Genomic DNA, 21,925 nt, shown 5'->3' with positions numbered 1-21,925 from the left:
CGTACAGTGAGAGTGATTGTCTCCGAAAACATAATTTGTCAAGGTTGGTGCAAAAAATGAAATTGGCAACAAAATTAACTTGGATGATGTTCAGCGTGTTATTACTTGTTGGATCATCCATTGGGTTCTTCGGATACCGGACTGCGTATAAGCAAGTAGACGAAGCAGCAGGTATCGAATTGGTAGGATGTGCCAATATTACAACCGGGCTGATTGACCCATCAGACATTTCCGCATTGATTGCAGGAGATCAAAGTAAACTGGAGGCTATCGAGGACCGGATCGGTTGGATTGTGGCACATAAGGCTATTTTTAAAGAGGCATTCATTCTATCTCTAGATGGAAAAGTACTTGCCGCAGATTCGAGTTTTAAAGCAAGAGGTTATAAAGCAGGCGATACTTTTTATTTCTCTGATGAAGAGAAACAGATGATCACTAAGTATAAGCATTCCGCCTACTCCAAGGTTTATACATACGAAGGTACTTCTCTTAAGACAGGCTACGGTCCCATCTATCAGGATCATGATCCTACCAAGCCTATAGTCGCTCTAATGGCTATTAATTTCGACGGTCCATTAATTCAAGAACGGACCCGGGACATCATTGTTCAGCCTTTTATTATCGGTGCTTCCATTCTAGTTATCGCTATCGTGGCAGCCTATCTATTAATCCGCCGAATGGTAAGTCCATTAACAAAGCTGTCCAGAGGTGTAAATCTTGTTGCACAGGGTGATCTTACTCATGATCCTATTACATTCAATAGCAAAGATGAGATTGGTACACTAGCCCGTAATTTCAATGGCATGACACAGAGTCTACGCATGCTCATTACAGAGGTCAATGAAACCTCCATGCAGGTGGCGTCTTCATCCGAAGAGCTCTCTGCCAGTGCACAAGAAACCAATCGAGCGGGCGAGCATAGCGTTAACGTTACGATCGAACTTGCCGATGGAGCCAATACACAGCTACAGAATCTGGAGGGTGGTTATAAGTCTGTACAAGACTTGTCACGCTTCATTACAGAAATTGCAGGCAATGCCGATCATGCTATGAATAATGCTGCCAATAATGCGAACAAAGCACGCTCAGGCCGAGAAGCAATGGATTCCACTACGCAACAGATGAGTATCGTCAGTGACAGTATCACTGATCTAGCTGTCATAATTGAAACCTTGGGTGGCTATTCCAAGGAAATCGAAAATATTGTGGGTACGATTGCGAGCATCGCAGAAGAAACCAATCTACTGTCACTAAATGCTGCAATTGAAGCTGCAAGAGCCGGAGAAGAGGGAAGAGGATTTGCGGTAGTTGCTCATTCCGTACGCAAGCTTGCCGAGCGATCCGCCCACTCCGCTGCTCAAATCGGCCAACTGGTAAGCATCATCGTGAACCAGATGGACCAAGCTGGAGAAACCATGAAGCGCTCTACGGAAGAGATGGACCAAGGCCGGGAAATGATCGTAACGGCAGGCCAATCCTTCTCTGAGATTGAGATGTCTGTCTCTGGGATGGCTTCGCAAAGTCAGCAGATTTCCGGGACAGTCCGCGAACTAGCGTTAATCTCCGATGGTCTCGTTGCTGCTCTTCAGAGTATCGTAGATATTGCTAATCAAACAGCAAGCGGTGCGGAAACATTATCCGCCTCCTCACAAGAACAGCTTGCAGCAATGGAAGAAGTGGAATCAGCGGCAGGCTTCCTGTCCTCGCTAGCTGAGAAGCTACAAATTCTTATTGAACGTTTCAAAGTATAATCCTTCTTAATAGTCTTTGTCTTAAACGTAAAGGGGCTAGCGACCAAGCAGAGAAATTCTGCTTGGTCGCTAGCCCCTCTTCTATGCATATAGATCACGACGCTGCTGTATTCGCTATAAACCACTCACCCAGTTCTTGAACGGGCATCGGCCGGCCGTAATAATAACCCTGCATGACTCTACAACCCAGTGATTTCAGCAATTCGATCTGCTCTGGTGTCTCCACACCTTCCGCCACGACTTCCATATTTAGATGGGTCGCAATCGCAATAATATTGCTGATAATAGCTTTCTTAGAATGCATCTTACTGTTACGAATAAATACTTGGTCAATCTTGAGTGTATTGACTGGAATCTCATCCAAATTACCAAGAGAGGAGAAGCCTGTCCCAAAGTCATCCAGCGATACTCTTACCCCAAGCATCCGAAGTCTGGACAGCTGCGCGACCGTCTCTTTCATGTTATGCATCGCAATGGACTCTGTAATCTCCAGTTCAAGGAAGTGTGGCTCTAATTCCGAACATGTGAGTGCTTCCGCTACAACATCGTATAAGCTTCCGTCCTCAAACATCCGTGCTGACATATTAATAGAGACGGGTACGTTAGCTATCTCTTCCTTATGCCAGAACCTGTTCTGGCTGCATACCTCATGCAGCATCCAATAGGTAATCGGAACGATCAGTCCAGTCTCCTCTGCAATCGGAATGAATTCAGCTGGCGAAATGATCCCATGCTCTGGGTGTCTCCAGCGTAGCAGTGCTTCAAGACCTACCATAACATTCATATATGAATCCCATTTAGGCTGATACACAACCATAAACTCAGAACGTGCCAATGCTTTGCGAAGATCCTTCTCCAGCGACATCCGTCGCAACTGCTGGCGATTGGCTTCCTGGTCGAACACACTGCATTTGTTCTTACCCGAATCCTTAGATGTATAAAGAGCCGTATCTGCGGCTTTCATTAGCGCTGAGCGATCAGTCCCATGCAAAGGAGTCATACTGATTCCAACGCTTGCAGTAACATATAGCTCGTTGTCCTGAATACGATAGAATTTCTTAAGCTCCTGCAAAATACGCTCTGCCTCTAACTTTGCATCCTCTAGCGTGCAATCCGGAAGTGCAATCAGGAATTCGTCACCACCTAAACGAAAGACTTTCCCTTTATCTTTTACAGAACGAATTAATCTTACAGCAACCTCCTGCAATAACATATCACCTATATCATGTCCAAGCGTATCATTAATCGACTTAAAACGATCCAGATCCATAAAAAAAACGGCACCAGATCTACTTCCGAAAAATTCATTTTTAAAATAGCGTTCCAATCCATGCCGGTTCGGCAGCTCTGTTAATGAATCTTGATAGGCCATCTTTTCAAGCACATGGTGCTCCAGAAATACAGCGCCACTAGAAACTGCGAGCATAAGTAACGTTATCAGCGAAACCCCCATTAACAGAACAACGTCATTGTCCATCAAAAGGGGTCTGACTTCGAGAAGGCTATTATATTCAAAATGACTCGCCCTTACACTTGTATAATGCATTCCGGTAACTGAAAATCCGATAAACAATGCTGAGTACAGCTTCCATCGGTGAAATCCCGCGCATTCTTTGAACTTATAGAACATCAATAATCCGATATAAGCCGATACCAGAACAAGTATTATAGCAAAGCCTTGAATCCACACATCATAATGAATTTCCGCCTCTATCCTCATTGAGGACATCCCGATATAATGCATAGCCGAAATTCCGCTACCCAAAAGAATTCCGCCTACTATTAAACGCCATACTCCCAAACGTGACACAGACGTTATCTGGAATGCCAAATAGCAGAACAACACACCGACCAATAGCGACAATATAGATCTGCCTATATAGTAATTGACCTCAAAGGGTAAACAACTCGCCATGATTCCTACATAATGTAACGCCCAAATTCCGCTGCCAAGCACACAAGCCCCCGAAATCAGCCACAAGCGTCGAACTTTGCCGGAAGAACCAGAAACTTGCGAAATCAAATTTAGTGCGGAATAAGCAGCCGTTGCCGCTAGCGCAAATGATAGTAACACAATCCAAACATTGTAGTGGATGCCCATTTTATCCATAAGTTAACCTCTTCACCGGTTTTGAATCCCGTAATCGTTTCAGCGTATTTCTCTAGTAAAAAATCAGTACACGAATATCAGATAATTCATACCCTTTTTTATTACGCAAAAATTGTCCATATTAGACACAATCACTCAACCTGGAAAGTTTGAAGCATGACCTGTTGGCGATACGTTTTTTGGAAAGGTCATTCGCCATATCCATAAATTCAAACCCACCAGAACCAACAAGTAAATATACACTCCGCCCGTAAACAAAGTGAAAACATAATGTATACCTGCCATCCCCATCAATAAGAATAACAACCCAAAGGAGTTTGCCGTGTAATCCTTCTGTTTAGCGGCCTCATAACGCTCTGAGAACGGTAATACCCGGGGATAGGAGCGGAAGCAGATGACCGAATAAAGCAGCATTGCGACCAGCACTACTACTAAGTCCGGCACAATTCGCAACCCAAACAGCCAAAGATATAATATCGCTTCTACAGCGAATAAAGGTAATAGTAAACGAACTATCGCTGCCTTAAGCATTCCCCGATATATGGGTGCGGCGTCCGGGAGAGGAATCAGATTATAAATCCAAGAACCCTTATAACTCGCAGAGTATCGAAGCATTAGAATTACCGTCTGAAGTAACATCGCACCGAAATAAATCATCAGGTACATGTTTGAATCCTTAATGGACGATAAATTACCATCCCAGATAATCCCGAATATAAAAATGAACGGGAAGACGATGGAATAGCCGATGGCCGGATATACCTTTAGCTTGAAATCACGCTCATTCTTCATCATCGACCAGCTAAAACGAAAGAACATTCCTTCTACTGGGTTCTTACAAGTTATTTTCGATATCCAGTCCACCAGTCGGGCATTACCTCTCTCCTCGTTCCCTTGCTCTGATAGTTTCTGTAAGCTCTTTTCGAATAAAGGCATCAGCTTAATATAAGCCCCAATCAGCAGAAGCGGAATTACTAAAGCTAGCACTGAAAGCACCACGAAATGTGTATCCCTCTTCCCGCCAAAAAACATCTCAAATGGAGCCGCAAACCATATAGGAGAAATCAAATATTGCCACCATTCCGGTTTAAAAGACGTACTCAGTTCAACAATATCGAACAGCCTAGTAATGAGCTGATACCCTACTGTAATCCCTATAGTCAAAATGATCTGCACATAATTTATAATATCCTTGAGCTTCTCCCCATCAAAAAACTTCATAATCAATAAATAAAGCAGCGCCGTAATGACGAGGATAAAGCAGTCCATCAGAATAATCTCAGCAGCATATAACAGAAAAAACAGTATCCCTTGTTTGAACAAGCAAAAAATCAGCGAAGGACCGGTCAGTGTCAGCGTCACCGTTAATAAATAAATGAGAATGTGGATGCTCTTCGCCATGTTCAAGGTAAGGCGGTTCACTGGCTTTGAAGCTAGTATGTTTTTGTCCCGCAGATCCAGCATTACGGAAGAGAAATCAGAGATCAATGTGGTCGTAATCATAAACATCACTACACCAAATACAAGGCTCATTTGCAGCATATAATTACCCATTAACATCATAAGAGGAATTAACATGACTCCAAAAAGTAAATAGATCCACTGCACACGCAGCGGCGAGCCCTCTTTCTTCTGCTCCTTCTCCTCCTTTTTCTGCATGCCAGCAAGCACTGTCGGTGTTCTTCTGCCGTCCATCGTCAGCTTGACCTGCAGAATACTCCGCATCACGTCATAATCAACTCCGATACGGCTAAATCCACCTCGCAGCTTATCCAGAAGCTTCAGCACATAGAAATCAGTCATGAGAAGATACCTCTTGCATGATCGCAACAAATTCCCCCGCAATATCACGGTATTTATCAAAGCCAGTTAATTGATTAAAAATATCCTCAAGCGATCCTTCACTACCCTTCTCTTTAAGCTCCGCAAAGCTCCCATCCGCTACGATATCTCCACCATCTATCAAAACAATCCGGCTGCTGATCTTCTCAACCACATCCATGATGTGTGAAGAATAGAAAATGGTCTTGCCCCGTGCCGCCAAAGATGCAAAAATCTCCTTTACCACCATTACGCTATTAGCATCCAGACCACTCAGCGGTTCATCTAGGAATAGAATATCGGGATCATGAAGCATGCTGGAGATCAGCAGCACCTTTTGTTTCATCCCCTTGGAGAAGGTTGAAATCCGCGAATCATATGCTTTCTCAAGACCTAGCAAGGCCATTAACTTTCCAGCTTTATAATCCACATCACTACGCTTAATGCCGTACAATTCACCTACAAAGGTTAGATACTCTCTAGCGGTGAGGCTATCATATAATTCAGCTACCTCTGGCACGTAACCTATTCTTTTCTTGTAAGAAACATCTCCATCAGCAATATCCCTACCAAAAATCTCTACTTTACCGTTATAACCTTCTACCAGACCGAGCATAATTTTGACGGTTGTACTCTTGCCTGCTCCATTAGGGCCGATATAGCCAATAATTTGTCCTCTGTATACCTTAAGGTCAATGCCCCTTAACACCATTCGGTCCGTGTAGTTCATCCATAAACCAGAAATCGCAATGACTGGATCATCAGCAAGTCCCATATCCTAATCCCCTCTCTAGCGACTAATTGAAGATGTTAAAAATTACTATTTCGTGAAATAACAATAATTGTATCATTCAACTGAATCCCACTCCATAATTTAACTCACTTATCTTATAGCTATGAACGCTAATGCCTATTTCATAACAAAAGGGAGAACCATTGGTTCTCCCTGAGAGCGTAAAGGTCATCCCCCCGCGAATTATTCCTCTTGACCCACTTGATCATATGAAGCTCTGGCCTTTTCAACCCATACATAATTTTCACTCGTCCACTGATTTAACGCTCTCATCGGCTCAAGTAAAGATACCCCTAAAGGAGTTAGAGAATACTCTACGATGGGTGGAACAGATGGTGTAATCTCACGCTTTACCAACCCATCTCGTTCCAATTGCCGCAAAGTTTGGGTTAGCATTTTTTTAGAGATGCCTTCGATTCGTCTTCTTATATCACTGTAACGAATGATTCCATCTTCCATAGCATAGATGACCAAAGCTGTCCATTTATTAGAAATAATATCAAGGACCTTACTGTACCCACAAATTGATAACGAGATATCAGGCTCTACGGCATTCGTCGAAAATGGATGGTTCATATAAAGTCCTCCTATGCACTTTTGGGTTCCCTGGACACTATAAAGTGCCTCCTTACTTAAGTGTAGTGTATGGATTATTGTAAGTATATGCACTTCAAAAAAAGGAGAGATTGCTCATGAAAGTATACGAAATTCAAAGTGAATTTGGCCTCGATCAACTGAAGGTAGCTGAACGTCCAATTCCTAATCCTAGTTCTGGTGAAGTTCGTATAAAAATGCGGGCGGTTTCCCTTAACGCTAGGGATCTTGGTGTAATTGATGGTTTTTATAACCCGATTTTGAACTCTCCATTAATTCCGGTATCGGACGGTGTTGGTGAAGTTGTCGCCTTAGGTGAACATACGTCCAAATTCAAGATTGGTGACCGGGTGAGCGGTATTTTTACTCAAAGCTGGATTTCGGGAGAACCGACACAAGAAAATTGGGTGAGCTCGTTAGGAAGTCCCTTGAATGGGCTGCTTGCGGAATATGTTGTGCTTCCCGAGGAGGGATTGGTTCGTGTGCCCGATCTATTGACAGATGAAGAGGCGGCAACACTTCCTTGCGCAGGCGTTACAGCATGGCATGCTATTGTTGAAGAAGGTAAGGTTAAAGCTGGAGAGACTGTAGTGATCCAAGGAACGGGTGGAGTTTCTCTATTCGCGCTTCAATTTACCAAGCTTCACGGCGCACAGGTAATCATCACATCAAGCAGCGATGAGAAGCTTAAGCGGGCCAAAGGATTAGGAGCCGATTTTGGTGTCAATTATTTAAAAAATCCTGAATGGGATAAGGCTGTCCTTGAGCTGACAGGGGGACGCGGAGCAGACCATATTGTTGATCTCGGTGGATCATCTACATTAAATAAGTCTATCCGGGCGCTGCGGGTGGGTGGAAGAATCAGCCTGGTAGGCGGTCTGTCGGGCTTCCAAGTGGAAGGCTTTGAAATCATCCCTGCCATTCTGAGAAAAGCGCGCCTTCAAGCCATCAATGTTGGTAGTCGTGACATGTTCGAGACGATGAACCGTGCAGTCGAACAAAATGGACTTCGCCCGATCATTGACTCTGTGTTCCTATTTGAACATACTGTTGAAGCATTGCATCACTTGGCTAAGGGGTCGTACTTCGGAAAAATTTGCATTACATTTTAACTTTAGATTTGATCCTGTAAGGGCTATAATAAAAAACTTTCATGAGCCCTCGCTCACATCCCACTATAAAAATGTTATTTCCTCTTATTCATCCGTACCTTTCGCTGGACTAAAGAAAACCTGCATGAGTACAGTTTTTTGAGCAGATATTCTCTTCATTAAATCCTAAACCTGCAAATTTACAGGTATATCCTCACTTACAGCTCGGAGACTTCACCTGAAGTAAGGATACCTGCAGATTTGCAGGTATTCTTGTTTTAGCCCTCCGCGTATCATTAAAAAATGTATTTTTGCAGGTAAAAAAGAGACTCAACGAGACGCTTACTACGCGTCATTCGTTGAATCTCCGGCTGTCCAGTCGATTCCAATGGCTTAATGATTGATTCCCATATTATTCATGCTTTACTCCCTTGTCAATCATTTTTTTATTTTTCACATGGTTTTTATCGGAATTATTTATTTTTAACATATTATCACATCGACTTTACTATAAATTGTATATAGATTGATCATCAGGATTTTACATATTGAACAACTAGGTTTAAGGGGGGTTGTTAATGAACATAGACAACAATTTGTTGTCCGCTATTGAAACTAACTGGTATGGATTTGTCGTTTCCATTGTTGTGTTTGGAATTTTGTTTCTGCTGGCACGTAAAAGAATTGGGTTTGGCGCACGGGTACTTATCGGACTCGGGATCGGACTTATAGCAGGTATATTCTTTCAGTATTTCGACTTAGAGACGAAAGCCATTAGTACATTCGGCAGCATCTATGTCAGCCTGATTCGCATGCTCGTTATTCCATTAGTATTCATTCTTGTATTGAACAGCATCTCTTCCTTAACCAACCTAGAATATTTACGCAAAATAGGAATCAAGACCTTTGCCTGGTTCCTCGGGACAACAGGTGTTGCTTCTATTATTGGCCTTTCGATTGCCCTGCTCTTCAATCCTGGTCAAGGCATACAACAAGATGTACCCGCAGATTTTGCCGCGCGGGAAATCCCGACCTTCTCTCAGGTAATACTGGATCTTGTTCCATCTAACCCTGTGAACGAAGCGGCGACGGGTAAGGTTGTGCCTTTACTCATTTTCGCAATATTCCTAGCCGTAGCTATAATCAAGATCGGTTCCAAGAAGCCAGAAGCCGTGAAACCTGTACGAGATCTAATTGAATCACTGACACTGGTGCTGCATCAGGTCGTGAAATTCATTATTCGCCTGACGCCTTACGGCGTATTCGCGCTGATTGCCGGAATTACCGCACGTTATGGCTGGGAGACGTTGCAGGAGTTAGGTAGCGTAATAATAACCTCCTATGTCGCAATGATTATACATTTCGTACTGATCTTCGGTGGGCTGGTTCTATTAGTAGCGAAGGTGAATCCAATTCGTTTCTTCCGCAAAATTTATCCAACCATTACTGTCGCCTTCACAACCAGAAGCAGCTACGCAACACTTCCTGTTAATCTCGAGGTGATTACGAAGCGGCTTCATGTCTCCCCACGGATCGCGAGCTTTATTGCCCCATTAGGTGCAACCGTGAACTTTAACGCGTGCGGCGGGATTTGGCCGGCCATTGTGGCTGTGTTTACCGCTCAAGTATTCGGCATTGATCTGAACTGGACCGACTACGCCACACTCGTATTAGTAAGTATCATCTCTTCCATTGGTGTAGCCGGGGTTCCTGGCCCTGCGGTAATCTCCACCACTGTAGTGCTAACCGCTCTCGGTCTACCGCTTGAAGGAATCGCTATCGTTGCGGGTGTGGAAGCGCTCATCGATATGGGGCGTACCGCTGTAAATGCAACTGGAACAGCTGTAACCGCTCTGCTAGTTGCCGATTCAGAAGGTGAATTTGACCGCGCAGCGTTTAATAGCAATGATGACGAAGATGATATTCTCTTGGGCACAGTGTAAAAGCCAAACACACAAAAAAAACCTTCGGCATCTGCTCATAGCAGAAAGCCGGAGGTTTTTTTGCGTAGATCTATATTAGAAACAGCTTTTACAGCATACTAATTCTTTGCCGCTGTTTAGCCGAAGCAAGACAAGTCTCGATCAGCCGCATACTCAGCACGGGGTCCTCCGGCGCAATGAATCTCTCGCCAGTGAACACAGCAGCTGCAAAATCATCCACCTGTCGAATGTACGGATTAGCCCCAGTAGCCTCAACCCGTCTTACCCCGTCACCAGAATGCACAAAGAATTCCGCATCCTCATCTCTAGCATTAAAAGGCATAGGCACTTCAATCATCCCATCGGTCCCAAGAATCTCTAACAGCTGGCGGTTGTATGCCCACATTCCGCAATCAAAGATCAAGCTTAGATCATTCGGAAATTCTACCAGGCCTGAAGCCATCATATCTACATTATCATGTTCAGGGGAGAACTTCGCATGCACGGTCACAGCATCCGGCTCCGTCCCAAACAACAATCGTGCCGCGCTTAACGGATAACAGCCTACATCATAAAGCGAGCCGCCACCCCAAGCCGATTTAAAACGAATATTTGAAGTGTCCGTAGCATCATTGTAAGTAAACGTGCCTCGAATCGAGCGTAATTCTCCGATTTCACCGCTAGCGATAATCGCTTGTACTTCGGCAATTCGAGGATGATGCCGATACATATACGCTTCTGCTAAGTGAACCCCTGCATCGTTACACGCTTTTACCATCTCTGCAGCCTCCTGGCTGTTCAGTGCGATCGGTTTCTCACATAACACATGCTTACCGGCTTCCGCCGCTCGGATCACCCATTCACGATGGAGATGATTAGGGAGCGGAACATACACCGCATCAATTTCTTTATCCGCAAGTAACTCTTCATAACTGCCATATGCTTTCTCTATTCCGAACTCTGCGGCTACAGCGCTGCTTTTTTCCAAGCCACGACTTGCCACCGCTGTAATCACTCCCGAATCTGAATTCATGATAGCTGGCATCACTGAACCTGTCGCAATCTGCGCACAGCCTATGATTCCCCAGCGAAGCTTCTGTACCATAATGGCTACACCTCTTCCCTTGGATTAGTTACTATACTTTAAGACACCTTATCATAGAATGAAACCCATCACTAATAGAAAAGAGTAATCCGAACGCAAAAAAGCAGCACCTAAAGGAGCTTCATCTCCGATAGATACTGCTTTTTAATTCAAATGAAGAGAAGTTACATTATCGCATTTAATAACACAGCCACACCCAGCACAACAATACGCGCCGCGTTCATCAACACGAAATTTTTGACGGCAAGAATAAAGGTGCTCGCCTTCTCCTGCTTTTGTGTGAACAATGCGATATTTCGATGAAGCGGAATCAGCGTGAGTAGAATTAACAGGACTAAAATAGGGTTAATCCCTAATATCAGCAGCACTACAAGATCCAGATAAGAGACATAGTAGAGATATTTAAACAGCACGAGCGCATTGCGGCGGCCTATGTACACCGGAAGCGTATACCTGCGGTTCTCCACATCTTCATCAATATCACAAATATTATTAGCGAGCATAATCCCTGCAATCCCCAGAATAGCCGGCACGGAGAACCAGAACAGATACAGCACTTCCATGATGTTGATATTCAGGCTGACCCAGCCGTTCTGAAACAGCAGCGATACCACATGCTCGTCCGTATGAATATAGGCAGAGATAAAAATAATCACAAAGCCCATAAATAAACCCGAAAACAGCTCACCTAATGGCATCCGCGAGATCGGGATCGGCCCGAACGAATAAAGGATACCTATTAAGAACGACAGTCCACCAAGTAAAAAGACCAGCAGCCCCGTCTGAGTAACAAGCGCAATCCCGCCCCCTGCAGCCAGAGCTAGTAAGATAACAATCGTCGCCACGACGGTGCTCTCTTTTAGCTTAAAATGCACAATCGCATTATGTGTTTCATAGCCATAGCCGTGGGTTTTGGAAGCTTTTTTGAAATCGTAATAGTTGTTAATCGCCGTCGTTGCCATATCAAAACTAAGCAAGGAAACGAACATCAATCCAAACCGCAGCACATAAAAATCCTCAAACCGATACAGGGCATACAGCGTTCCCATTAGAAATGGAATCATACTGGCTACTTTCGTCGGCAGCTCAACAAATCTTAGAAAGCTTTTAATATTCACACCATACACCCTTATTTATCAATTGAGCCTACTTGGCATTACTGTTCAGTCGTTGTGATCGTCACTGGGGACCATTCTGCAATAACAGTTTGTCCATGTACAGATACGCTGCCCTCAGGACTCAGATCCTTCTCCGTCATAATTCCGAGCGCCACTGTAAAGTTGTTGAATTTGATCGGTATATTTTTCTCACGACGAACTTCTTTGCCATTCAAATAAAATACAGCCTCATCATTGCCACGGTGGTAAGTTATGCGGTAGGTATTAAATTCACGTGGTTTGAAATCCGTATCTTCTTTAAAAATGCAGAAATATTTCGTTCCTTTACTCTCTGGTACTTGTACCCCTGGGAACGGCAAAATACCATATACACTAGCATATTTATCATTTCCCGCAAAAAAGTCAAGCGCCGCGCCTGTCGTAAAATCAAGCAAGTTCAGCGATACATAACCATCGTACAAATCTCCAGGTGCTGTGCCTTGTGTACGGCAACGAATTTGTAGCTCAAAGCTAATCTCTCCGGCCTCAGGAATGACCACTGGCTCCGCAGAGTAATACATATGCTTAGCATTGTCTAGAATTTGCACTTGATGATTCTCGCGAGATAATTTCGCACGTACATAAAGCGTATCATTACGAACGATAACTACCGCTTCCGGTTCACGATAAGCCCAGAAGGATCCATCTGGCAATGTAAATCCACCCGTCTTCCAGACCTTTCCTTCTTCTAAAATGGAGTGAAAATCGCCAAGCACCATACGATTGCCTTTAGTGTTTTGTTCTTCCTTCATCAATTCTTTGTCCTTCTTTTCCATGAAAGCTCACTCCTTCTGTATGTTGACTATTAGTATCAGAATAATCCTTGAATTAATAATGCTGTGGCCATCACTACTCCGCATCGAACGGAGGCTTTTTGTGAAGCACCCATGAGCGGGATATAGGCTGGCGAAGCGTTTTGCGACTTCAGTCCACGATAAATACGAATCGGCCAGAAGGCTGTAACCAGCGCCAATAGTGCATAAACTGGAAGTACGCCCATCAGTACACAGACCACCACAGAAGCGTATCCAGTGAAGAGAAGCACACGCGAGAATACAAGTGCTTTTTGCTCACCCCACACCACAACCAGCGTAAGTTTACCTGCCTGCTCATCCGCTTTCCAGTGTAAGAAATGGTGATTAAACAACAATAATGTAGTCAAGAATCCAACCGGCAACGAAAGAATTACTGGCTTCATGCTAAAATGACCCGTTTGTACGAAAAAGGAGCCTAACACTGGCATAATCCCAAAAGCTATAAAGATAGCCAACTCACTGTATCCTTTGCCGCGATATCCATAACGCAGTGGCGGGGCTACATAGAAATAAGCAATTAAAACACCCACAAGTACAAACCAGAGGATATTCCAACCGCTATATATACTAAGCACACCACCACATATGATGGCAATCGCCAGCATACTCCAAGTCATCCTTGCATAAAAAGACTCCGAGAGGATTCCACCTGTCAGCAGCCCGGAGTTTGTGCTGATTTCACCAGCGGAATTCTTCGCCTTTGTATCTGTTCCGTTGCGATAATCCCACAGATCATTGACCATATTGGAAAACAGATGCGCCGAAATCGCCCCTATTAAGGTTAGAATAAATAAGACCGGATGGAATGACCTTTCCCATACATATGCCCCAACCGTACCTAAGACAATCGGGATGAGCATAACAGAAAAACTCCAAAACCGGGTCGCCTTCGTAAATAATGTCCATTTGTTCACTTCAAGCTTACCGCCTTTTCATTATGACTTGATAATAATTATCACTGACTATTATACATCAATTTTCAACAGATTGTGAAGATTATCACTGCATATAATGTCTATTCTTGACATAATATTTTCGTTTGCTTAGCTAAATAACCTCTTATTGGACATAGGACCATCAATTCACGACAAAAAATGAGTGTTGTTTTATAGGCAAGCACATACCGATATGATATGATAGGCAGGCCTATGAACAGCGCTCCTTGAGTGCTGTTTTTAAGAGCGTAAAACTATATATAATAATGGAGGCTTTTACTGTTATGTCAGCGCAATCCCCTAACACCCAATCTGTCAAAATCGTCACCGCAGACCCAAGCGCCATCGGGCTATTCGGACTGGCTATTGTCACATTGGTCGCTTCTTCCCAGAAGCTTGAACTTACAACAGGACTTAGCTACGTCATTCCTTGGGCTATCTTCCTGGGAGCATTCGCTCAACTATTCGCCGCAATTCAAGATGCTAAGCACAATAACACCTTTGGTATGACTGCCTTTGGCGCCTACGCTTTCTTTTGGTTCGGTATGGCTAGCAGCTGGCTGATCAAGCTCGGCGTATTCGGCCCAACGCTTGCGGAGGCTGTAGATCCTAAGCAGCTCGGTTTTGTATTTCTGGGCTACTTGATCTTCACAATCTTTATGACCATTGGCGCAGTTGAGGCTAATAGAGTTTTGCTTATCATCTTTGTATTGATAGATTTCCTCTTTCTTGGACTAACTTTTGATTCCTTCGGTATCGCTCCTGAGTTCTTCCACAAGCTTGCTGCCTGTGCAGAGCTAGGAATTGGTATAGTGTCTCTATACGGTTGTGGCGCTTCTGTGCTAAACGCTCATTTCGGACGCACCTTCTTACCGACTGGAGCTCCACTAGGTATCTTCAAGAAATAGTAATTCACCTTTTATATCCTATACTTTTGCAAGCCGAAAGGATGCCTGAGACAATGCATGTCCTATCCTCTTCTGAATTAGCTGTAACTGCTATATTTGCACTTATCCTCGCAGTTATTGCCTATTTGATCATTCGGAATATCCCAAAGATGATTGGAGATATTGCGGCTTTTCGCAAAAGAACACTGGTCTGGACCCAGGTTTCGCTAGTACTAACGGTACTTCAACTGAACTTCAAGGCAGGCGACTGGCGATTTTCTATCGTTCTTGGACTCATCGTATTATTTACTGGAAGCATTTGGCTTTCCGCCCGTTACTATGATATCCGTAGCACCTTAGATCCGGAATCTAAAGATTCTGAAGTACATTAGTAGAAGCTAGGCAACAGAATAAAGGTGATTGAGCTCCCGTAAGGGGGCTTTTTTTTACATTCAGAAGGTCCTTTCGCATACTTCTCCCCTCCAGCACCATACTAATGACATTCCAAATAAGTAACGGGAGGGCTATGTAGGTGAGTAAAAAAATCAATTTACTGATGTTCAGCGGAGAATACGACAAAGCCATGGCAGGACTGATCCTAGCGAATGCTGCGAGAGATATTGATGTCGAGGTTACGATGTTCTTCTCTTTCTGGGGCCTATTTCTGGTGCGTGATCCGGAGAAAATGACACTTGAGGATAAGAGTATTTATGAGAAGCTGATGGATGTCATTACACCAAAGGGCCCTGGTCAGCTACCGCTCTCCCATCTGAACTTCAGCGGACTGGGCCGAATGATGCTAGAGGAAATGATGGAGGAGCAAGGCGCACCGAAGCTGATTCATTTTCTAAAAGGGGCTCGCAAAAAAAACATCAAGTTCTATGCCTGCAAGCTCTCTGTCGAGATCATGGGCTTTAAAACAGAAGAGCTGCTGCCAGAGGTCGAGATTATCGATGCTGCGGCTTATTTAAAAGATGCACTAGAAAGCGATGTCCAATTATTTATATAAATGATTCAACTAGGCTTTAACCCAATTCCCCAAGCAAGCATATACTGGTGCCATAGAAACTACTGGTACGCCGAGAACACAGCATAACTTTAGAACAGACGGTGTACGGGCTGGAGGGAAATCCGTGCTAAACATCATCCACGCCTCTTCTGCAGAGACGCCCGCTTCACTACAAAACCATTTTGAGACCTTTCGTGAGCACACCATTGGGATTCGGCATCAGATCACCACGCCCTATGGTAAACAGCCACTGCTGTATGCCGATTGGACAGCAAGCGGACGCTTATATGAACCGATCGAACGGAAGCTGCAGGAAGCCTTCGGTCCATATGTTAGCAATCCGCATACAGATTCCAACACAACAGGATTAACTATGACACTGGCTTATAATGAAGCACGACAAATCATTAAAAAGCATGTAAATGCCGGCCCTCAGGACATCCTGCTCTTCTGCGGAAATGGAACAACCGGAGCCGTGAACAAGCTACAGCGTATTATGGGCTTAAGACTCCCCGAATGGCTCCAGGAAAATAATATCCATTCGATGGAGGAGCGTCCCGTGATCTTCACCAGCCATATGGAGCATCATTCAAATATTCTTCCTTGGCAGGAGGGGATTGGTGACGTTGTAACCGTTCCTCCCGGAAAGAACGGAAATATAGATCTCCAGCAGCTTGAAGCTCTGTTAGGATTGTATCAGCATCGCCGCTGGAAGATTGGATCATTTACAGCTTGCTCGAATGTGACAGGAATTCAGACCCCCTACCAGAAGCTTGCCGCGATGATGCACCGTCATGGTGGCCTGTGTTTTGTAGATTTCGCTGCCAGCGCTCCCTATGAGCCAATCGATATGCATCCTATCTCACCACTGGAGAAGCTGGATGCGATCTTTTTCTCTCCGCATAAATTTCTGGGTGGGCCGGGCGCGAACGGAGTTCTAATCTTTGATGAGGCATTAAGTAATGGACGTATTCCTGACGAACCGGGCGGAGGGACAGTGGCTTGGGTCAATCCTTGGGGAGGACGCCGTTACACAAATGAAATAGAGATGCGGGAAGACGGGGGAACGCCGGGATTTCTGCAAGCTTTTCGGACGGCACTATGTGTGAAGCTAAAAGACCAAATGAATGGAAGCGGTCATTATATGGTGACTAGAGAGCTCGAACTGTGCCAGAAATTAATGAACGGGCTCCGTTGCATACCTGAATGTTCACTGCTAGCTGGACATCATACAGAACGTCATGGCATCGTCTCTTTTACATTGCGCGATATTCATTACAACCTAGCTGTTCAGCTGCTGAATGATCGCTTCGGTATACAAGCCCGAGGGGGTTGCTCTTGTGCGGGTCCATATGGACATTACCTGCTTGGAGTAGGGTGGGCGCAATCTGCGCAGATCGCTGAGGCTATTACGGTAGGGGACCAGTCGCTTAGACCGGGTTGGATCCGCATCTCTCTACACCCTATTATGACCAATCAGGAAGTAGAGAGAATTGTATCCGCTGTGCGAAACATCGTAATCCATTTCCAGTGGTGGAAACAGGACTATCTTTACGACGCCTCCACGAACAGTTGGACCCATATCTACGATAAGGATCCAGCCGACGCGAAGGTCAAAGAGCTTTTTTCAATGTAGCTTCCAACTTATTTCGTGTTACCCTTCACCATGTCCAAATCGGCAGCACTGGCGTTGGAGATAACTTGTTCTACATTCTTACAGCCCGGAATTACGCTGGTTACTGCGGAATGCTGAAGGCACCAGGCCAAAGCCCACTGCGCCATATCAAGACCAGAAGGCACTTCGTTGGCAGCAATTTCAGCTACAGCCCGTAGCTGTTTCTGTCTTACATCCTCGTTATGGTTCGCTCGGACATCACCCTGTCCAAAAACCGCATCCGGCTTATACTTGCCGCTCAAATAACCACTCGCCAACGGAACGCGAGCCAATACGCCTAATTGATTCTCGATGCAAATCGGAAAAATCTCTTCCTCAGGTTTACGATCCAGCCGATTATATACCACTTGTATGGCCTCTGCCTGCACATCTGCTGCTGCAGAGGTCTGATGCACACCTGAGCCCGATGCACTGATCGAGACGCCTAAATGACGGATTTTCCCTGCCTGCTTCTGTCTGTCGAGCATACTCCACAGCTTATCATTATCGAATTGCTCGTCGGTTCCAGAGTGGAATTGATAGAGGTCGATATACTCTGTCTGGAGTGCACGCAGTGAATCGTCTAGCTGCTTCAGTACATCCTCAGCACGCCACAGCTGTTCCCGCTGCAGATGCCCCTGAAAATGATGTCCAAATTTCGTAGCCACAATCCAGTCCTCACGTTTCCGGCGAGCCAGATAGCCCCCGATGAACTTCTCTGATAAGTGATCTCCATAACACTCAGCCGTATCAATCAAATTAATACCCAGCTCTCCAGCCTTATCTAGCATGGCATCCACTTCTGCTTGAGTGAAATCCTTGCCCCACTCTCCACCGAACTGCCAAGTACCTAAGCCGATCACCGATACATTCATTCCTGTACTACCAAGCTTACGATATTTCATCATCATTTCCTCCTTCGATCTGTTTAGATTCAGATATTCAAGTGAGTTCATTCACAGGACTAAGCGACCTTATTTCCATCCTGCACCGTTCTAGCGAACCGCGCCTCAATGGCTTTGACTCCCCATAGTGACAGTCCAATAAACACCAAGACATAGATGATCTCCCACGGCTGGCGGATGAATCGTTCAAGATCATTTCCAATATATGATACCGCGAATACCATAATCGCCTTGCCCACAGTGAGCGCAAGGATGTATGAACGAAACCTCATTCCGGCAAGACCAGCAGCCATATTAACTACAACGAAGGGGCCTACCGGGAATATACTTAGCAGAAATACATAGCTGAACCCACTTTGCCGCACCCATGTCATGCTTTTGGCTACCTTTGGCCGTTCTGCCCATTTTCGTAGATAACGATGAGAGGCTACTTTGCGAATAATCCAAAATGTGGTCACACAGCCCGCAACCAAGCCGATCCAAGAATACAAAAAACCTAACCATAAACCATATACAGCCCCGTTTAATCCGACGATCGCAATAGTTGGTAGTGGTGGTATAAATGATTTCATAAACGTTAACGCAATGCCCGGAAAGGGCCCAAACGAACGATATTGTTCAAGCAAATGCCGCAGATTATCCTCTGTCAGCCAAGACATAATATCAAGAAAGTACATAACCAGCTGATCTCCTCATCCGATTGGAATTCTTAACACCTGGTCTCAATTATACACGAAGTTGTGATCATTCCTAGAGCTCTTCCAATATAAAGAAAACAAGCTAGAACTCCATGAATGACAGCAAGTAAACCGTCAGTTACCATGGTTTAGAAAATACATATGAGACAGGGGCGCATGGTTATGATCATCCATTCAGAAGCCTTGGATCTACAACGTACAACCGTTCAGGATTTAGCATTCGTATTAGCAACAGAACAAAACGAAGGAAATCGTGCCTATATCGGACAATGGAGCAAAGAGGAGCATACTGCGGCCATCCAAGATCCAGATATTCTACACCTTACAATTAGAGAAAGCTCAGGAAAAAGAGTCGGCTATATCATCGTAACAGGACTTCAAGACACACCTTACCGTCTGCATTAAAAGAGTTGTCATCCATTCCAAAGGGCTTGGGTATGGCAAGCTATCACTTCATCTCGTGACCGACTGGATCTTCCGACACACCGAAACACATCGCCTATGGTTAGATGTTAGGGATCACAACCATAGAGCTCGCCATGTCTACGAAAGCTGTGGCTTTACACTGGAAGGCACTCTGCGTGATTGCATAAAAGTAGGGGAACGCTTCGAATCTCTGCATATCATGTCCATATTACGGCATGAGTATATGGAGCGCGAGCAGCAGCAGAAGAGATAGATTAGGGAAATCCTCCCTGATTGTTGGTCTTCAGGTGCCTATAACTGCAAATTAGGGAAAGCTTCCCTAATATTTAGCGAATTTGAGCAAAATCGGCGCATTTCAGTGATTTTTAGGGAGGTTTTCCCTAAAACGTCTATTTCGGGACCATAATCAGCTACCTTTTGGGGAGGATTTCCCCAAAAAGTATACTCCGAGACGATAATCGGCTATTTTCAGGGAGGTTATCTCCTCGCACCCTTTCATAGGCACAATAAAAAGCCGAGCACCAAGCCCATGATCTCCCAGGAGCTTACTACTCAGCTTTCAATTCGCTCACCTTAAACCTCTCCACTGTAACAACCTGTCTGCTCATCTGCCGCCATCAACCCAGCAATCACAACGGTCGTCACATACTTACGGGCATCCGCTGTCAGCAATAATAACTCCATTGAGCTCTTGGCCGGTTCCCCTCTAACGAACGTGACCCGAGCACCATCCAAATCCTCTAGGATACTGGTGATCGTATATCCTTTAAAGAGCAGCCCGTCGATCTCTTGCTGTTCTTTGGCATATTCCGCAAAAGCAGACATTAGATTACACCTCCGCTAATTTCCGCTTTGGATGGAAGAGGCGCCTCTGCTGCAAAACGCTTACGTTTTAAATATTTTCCCGAGCCAGCCTTGCCAACAAATTGCTTGTCTCGAATCACAAACTCGCCTCGACTAAGGACAGAAACAGGCTCACCTTTCACTTCAAAGCCCTCAAACGCATTATAATCGACGTTCATATGGTGCGTATCAGCGGAGAGAACTCTCTCCACAGAAGGATCAAAAATGACCAGATCAGCGTCACTCCCTACTGCTACTGTGCCTTTTTGCGGATACAATCCAAACAGCTTAGCACTGGAGGTAGCAATAATGTCTACGAATTTGTTCAACGAGATCCGGCCTTTCTGCACACCTTCCGAATATAGAATCGTAAATCGATCCTCGATGGTCGGCCCACCGTTCGGGATTTTGGAGAAATCGCCAAGTCCCAGATCCTTTTGTCCTTTGAAATCAAAGGAGCATTGATCCGAGCCTATCGTCTGCAAGCTGCCGCTCCAAAGCGCATCCCATAGCACATCCTGATTCCACTGCTCACGCAGTGGCGGAGACCATACGTATTTCGCACCTTCGAAGTTGGGCTTTTCCAACGCCGTCTGATCCAGCACTAAGTACTGCGGACAAGTTTCTCCGTAGACACGCAGTCCTTTTTTACGCGCTTCAGCAATCTTCCAAGCGGCTTTCGCACAGGTCACATGTACAACGTACAGCTGTGAATCTGTTAGTTCCGTCAAGTAAGCAGCGCGTCCCGTGGCTTCACCCTCCAGCTCTGGCGGACGGGTCAGTGCATGAAAGATCGGATCGGTGTTGCCTGCGGCCAAGGCCTGCTCCACCAGATATTCAATGACATCCCCATTCTCCGCATGCACCATCACGAGCGCACCTTCTTTTTTCGCAGCTTGCAGCGTCTTAAAAAGTGTACCGTCATCCGCCTGGAAAGTATTCTTATACGCCATAAATACTTTGAGCGAGGTAATGCCTTCCTTCTCAATAATCTCCGGAAGCTCGCCAAGCACCTTATCGTTCAGCTCCGATACCATAAGATGAAAGCTGTAATCAATCACCGCTTTATCCTGCGATTTATGATGCCATGTATCTACGGCTTGCTGGAGCGGTTGTCCTTTGGTGGTTAGGCAAAAATCAATGACTGTGGTCGTGCCACCATATGCAGCAGCAATCGTCCCCGTCTCGAAATCATCCGCTGTAACCGTGCCGCCAAAAGGCATATCCAGATGCGTATGCGGATCAATGCCCCCAGGAAAAACATAACAACCAGAGGCATCGATAACCTCCGCACCCGAGGTCTCCAAATGAAAGCCAATCGCCGTAATAACCCCATTTTCAATAGCCACATCGCCTGTATAAGTATCTGCTGCGGTAACGATGATTCCATTCTTAATAATCTTCTTCAT

Annotated in this window: 21 protein-coding genes; 9 read left to right on the top strand and 12 right to left on the bottom strand. The window is 45.0% G+C overall.

All coding sequences use genetic code 11. The annotated features are described in order from the left end of the window. The first annotated feature begins 56 nt into the window (after positions 1–56). The gene (locus NSS67_RS04325; RefSeq protein WP_339318477.1) at positions 57–1,751 is read left to right on the top strand and encodes a methyl-accepting chemotaxis protein; all 1,695 of its coding nucleotides are present in this window, start codon (positions 57–59) and stop codon (positions 1,749–1,751) included. Positions 1,752–1,845: 94 nt separating this feature from the next. Here the strand turns inward: NSS67_RS04325 and NSS67_RS04320 are convergent, their stop codons facing one another. The 4 genes from NSS67_RS04320 to NSS67_RS04305 all read right to left on the bottom strand — a co-directional run bounded on the left by NSS67_RS04320 (position 1,846) and on the right by NSS67_RS04305 (position 7,051). After that, complete coding sequence (locus tag NSS67_RS04320; protein ID WP_339318476.1) at positions 1,846–3,861, bottom strand: EAL domain-containing protein; 2,016 nt, start codon at positions 3,859–3,861, stop codon at positions 1,846–1,848. A 135-nt stretch (positions 3,862–3,996) separates the two neighbouring features. Next, positions 3,997–5,664, bottom strand: a complete 1,668-nt coding sequence (locus NSS67_RS04315; protein ID WP_339318475.1) for a hypothetical protein — start codon at positions 5,662–5,664, stop codon at positions 3,997–3,999. Then, on the bottom strand, positions 5,657–6,457 hold the full coding sequence (locus NSS67_RS04310) for an ABC transporter ATP-binding protein (protein ID WP_339318474.1): 801 nt from the start codon (positions 6,455–6,457) through the stop codon (positions 5,657–5,659). The genes NSS67_RS04315 and NSS67_RS04310 overlap by 8 nt, the downstream gene beginning before the upstream one ends. A 201-nt stretch (positions 6,458–6,658) precedes the next feature. Then, a complete protein-coding gene (locus NSS67_RS04305) occupies positions 6,659–7,051 on the bottom strand; it encodes a helix-turn-helix domain-containing protein (protein ID WP_339318473.1) in 393 nt (130 codons plus the stop codon). 116 nt (positions 7,052–7,167) lie between these two features. On the opposite strand from NSS67_RS04305, the gene NSS67_RS04300 reads away from it, so the two are divergent. Together NSS67_RS04300 and NSS67_RS04295 are read left to right on the top strand one after the other, a co-directional pair. Then, positions 7,168–8,181 (top strand): NAD(P)-dependent alcohol dehydrogenase, encoded by a 1,014-nt coding sequence (locus NSS67_RS04300; RefSeq protein WP_339318472.1) that lies wholly within the window; start codon positions 7,168–7,170, stop codon positions 8,179–8,181. Between the two features lie 557 nt (positions 8,182–8,738). Continuing rightward, on the top strand, positions 8,739–10,103 hold the full coding sequence (locus tag NSS67_RS04295; protein WP_339318471.1) for a dicarboxylate/amino acid:cation symporter: 1,365 nt from the start codon (positions 8,739–8,741) through the stop codon (positions 10,101–10,103). Between the two features lie 88 nt (positions 10,104–10,191). Here NSS67_RS04295 and NSS67_RS04290 read toward each other — a convergent pair whose 3' ends face one another. From NSS67_RS04290 to NSS67_RS04275, 4 genes are all read right to left on the bottom strand, one after another. After that, positions 10,192–11,187: a Gfo/Idh/MocA family oxidoreductase gene (locus tag NSS67_RS04290; RefSeq protein WP_339318470.1), complete on the bottom strand. Its 996-nt coding sequence runs from the start codon at positions 11,185–11,187 to the stop codon at positions 10,192–10,194. Between the two features lie 164 nt (positions 11,188–11,351). Next, the gene (gene menA / locus NSS67_RS04285) at positions 11,352–12,305 is read right to left on the bottom strand and encodes a 1,4-dihydroxy-2-naphthoate polyprenyltransferase (RefSeq protein WP_339318469.1); all 954 of its coding nucleotides are present in this window, start codon (positions 12,303–12,305) and stop codon (positions 11,352–11,354) included. A gap of 38 nt (positions 12,306–12,343) precedes the next feature. Then, complete coding sequence (locus NSS67_RS04280; RefSeq protein ID WP_339318468.1) at positions 12,344–13,120, bottom strand: DUF6081 family protein; 777 nt, start codon at positions 13,118–13,120, stop codon at positions 12,344–12,346. Between the two features lie 35 nt (positions 13,121–13,155). Then, positions 13,156–14,073, bottom strand: a complete 918-nt coding sequence (locus tag NSS67_RS04275; protein ID WP_339318467.1) for a prenyltransferase — start codon at positions 14,071–14,073, stop codon at positions 13,156–13,158. A gap of 305 nt (positions 14,074–14,378) precedes the next feature. Between NSS67_RS04275 and NSS67_RS04270 the strand changes: the two genes are divergently transcribed. The 4 genes from NSS67_RS04270 (at position 14,379) to NSS67_RS04255 (ending at position 17,626) form a co-directional block, all read left to right on the top strand. Beyond that, positions 14,379–15,002: an acetate uptake transporter gene (locus NSS67_RS04270; protein WP_339318466.1), complete on the top strand. Its 624-nt coding sequence runs from the start codon at positions 14,379–14,381 to the stop codon at positions 15,000–15,002. A gap of 53 nt (positions 15,003–15,055) precedes the next feature. Continuing rightward, positions 15,056–15,373, top strand: coding sequence for a hypothetical protein (locus NSS67_RS04265; RefSeq protein WP_339318465.1), 318 nt, complete (start codon positions 15,056–15,058; stop codon positions 15,371–15,373). Between the two features lie 140 nt (positions 15,374–15,513). Then, positions 15,514–15,990, top strand: coding sequence for a DsrE/DsrF/DrsH-like family protein (locus tag NSS67_RS04260; RefSeq protein ID WP_042131456.1), 477 nt, complete (start codon positions 15,514–15,516; stop codon positions 15,988–15,990). Between the two features lie 124 nt (positions 15,991–16,114). Beyond that, positions 16,115–17,626 (top strand): aminotransferase class V-fold PLP-dependent enzyme, encoded by a 1,512-nt coding sequence (locus NSS67_RS04255; RefSeq protein WP_339318464.1) that lies wholly within the window; start codon positions 16,115–16,117, stop codon positions 17,624–17,626. Positions 17,627–17,634: 8 nt separating this feature from the next. On the opposite strand, the gene NSS67_RS04250 is transcribed toward NSS67_RS04255, so the two are convergent. Next, on the bottom strand, positions 17,635–18,549 hold the full coding sequence (locus NSS67_RS04250) for an aldo/keto reductase (RefSeq protein WP_339320498.1): 915 nt from the start codon (positions 18,547–18,549) through the stop codon (positions 17,635–17,637). Between the two features lie 59 nt (positions 18,550–18,608). Beyond that, positions 18,609–19,226 (bottom strand): TVP38/TMEM64 family protein, encoded by a 618-nt coding sequence (locus NSS67_RS04245; protein ID WP_339318463.1) that lies wholly within the window; start codon positions 19,224–19,226, stop codon positions 18,609–18,611. Between the two features lie 183 nt (positions 19,227–19,409). Between NSS67_RS04245 and NSS67_RS04240 the strand changes: the two genes are divergently transcribed. Next, on the top strand, positions 19,410–19,652 hold the full coding sequence (locus NSS67_RS04240; RefSeq protein ID WP_339318462.1) for a hypothetical protein: 243 nt from the start codon (positions 19,410–19,412) through the stop codon (positions 19,650–19,652). 55 nt (positions 19,653–19,707) lie between these two features. Next, positions 19,708–19,926, top strand: coding sequence for a GNAT family protein (locus NSS67_RS04235; protein ID WP_339318461.1), 219 nt, complete (start codon positions 19,708–19,710; stop codon positions 19,924–19,926). Between the two features lie 320 nt (positions 19,927–20,246). On the opposite strand, the gene NSS67_RS04230 is transcribed toward NSS67_RS04235, so the two are convergent. Then, a complete protein-coding gene (locus tag NSS67_RS04230) occupies positions 20,247–20,498 on the bottom strand; it encodes a hypothetical protein (RefSeq protein ID WP_339318460.1) in 252 nt (83 codons plus the stop codon). Further along, positions 20,498–21,925, bottom strand: coding sequence for a dihydropyrimidinase (gene hydA, locus NSS67_RS04225; RefSeq protein ID WP_339318459.1), 1,428 nt, complete (start codon positions 21,923–21,925; stop codon positions 20,498–20,500). Before hydA ends, NSS67_RS04230 begins: the two co-directional genes overlap by 1 nt.

It is taken from the genome of Paenibacillus sp. FSL R10-2734 (assembly GCF_037963865.1).
Taxonomy (GTDB): Bacteria; Bacillota; Bacilli; order Paenibacillales; family Paenibacillaceae; genus Paenibacillus_AQ.
The sequence above is the reverse complement of the archived record's forward strand: the minus strand, read 5'-3'. Positions and strand labels throughout refer to the sequence as shown.

Excerpts from the sequence above, each read along its gene's own strand:
- NSS67_RS04290 (WP_339318470.1), bottom strand. The coding sequence starts at position 11,187 with ATGGTACAGAAGCTTCGCTGGGGAATCATAGGCTGTGCGCAGATTGCG.
- NSS67_RS04245 (WP_339318463.1), bottom strand. The coding sequence starts at position 19,226 with ATGTACTTTCTTGATATTATGTCTTGGCTGACAGAGGATAATCTGCGG.
- NSS67_RS04315 (WP_339318475.1), bottom strand. The coding sequence starts at position 5,664 with ATGACTGATTTCTATGTGCTGAAGCTTCTGGATAAGCTGCGAGGTGGA.
- NSS67_RS04270 (WP_339318466.1), top strand. The coding sequence starts at position 14,379 with ATGTCAGCGCAATCCCCTAACACCCAATCTGTCAAAATCGTCACCGCA.
- NSS67_RS04300 (WP_339318472.1), top strand. The coding sequence starts at position 7,168 with ATGAAAGTATACGAAATTCAAAGTGAATTTGGCCTCGATCAACTGAAG.
- NSS67_RS04310 (WP_339318474.1), bottom strand. The coding sequence starts at position 6,457 with ATGGGACTTGCTGATGATCCAGTCATTGCGATTTCTGGTTTATGGATG.
- NSS67_RS04265 (WP_339318465.1), top strand. The coding sequence starts at position 15,056 with ATGCATGTCCTATCCTCTTCTGAATTAGCTGTAACTGCTATATTTGCA.
- hydA (WP_339318459.1), bottom strand. The coding sequence starts at position 21,925 with ATGAAGAAGATTATTAAGAATGGAATCATCGTTACCGCAGCAGATACT.
- NSS67_RS04230 (WP_339318460.1), bottom strand. The coding sequence starts at position 20,498 with ATGTCTGCTTTTGCGGAATATGCCAAAGAACAGCAAGAGATCGACGGG.
- NSS67_RS04240 (WP_339318462.1), top strand. The coding sequence starts at position 19,410 with ATGATCATCCATTCAGAAGCCTTGGATCTACAACGTACAACCGTTCAG.
- NSS67_RS04280 (WP_339318468.1), bottom strand. The coding sequence starts at position 13,120 with ATGGAAAAGAAGGACAAAGAATTGATGAAGGAAGAACAAAACACTAAA.
- NSS67_RS04250 (WP_339320498.1), bottom strand. The coding sequence starts at position 18,549 with ATGAAATATCGTAAGCTTGGTAGTACAGGAATGAATGTATCGGTGATC.
- NSS67_RS04305 (WP_339318473.1), bottom strand. The coding sequence starts at position 7,051 with ATGAACCATCCATTTTCGACGAATGCCGTAGAGCCTGATATCTCGTTA.
- NSS67_RS04320 (WP_339318476.1), bottom strand. The coding sequence starts at position 3,861 with ATGGATAAAATGGGCATCCACTACAATGTTTGGATTGTGTTACTATCA.
- NSS67_RS04295 (WP_339318471.1), top strand. The coding sequence starts at position 8,739 with ATGAACATAGACAACAATTTGTTGTCCGCTATTGAAACTAACTGGTAT.
- NSS67_RS04325 (WP_339318477.1), top strand. The coding sequence starts at position 57 with ATGAAATTGGCAACAAAATTAACTTGGATGATGTTCAGCGTGTTATTA.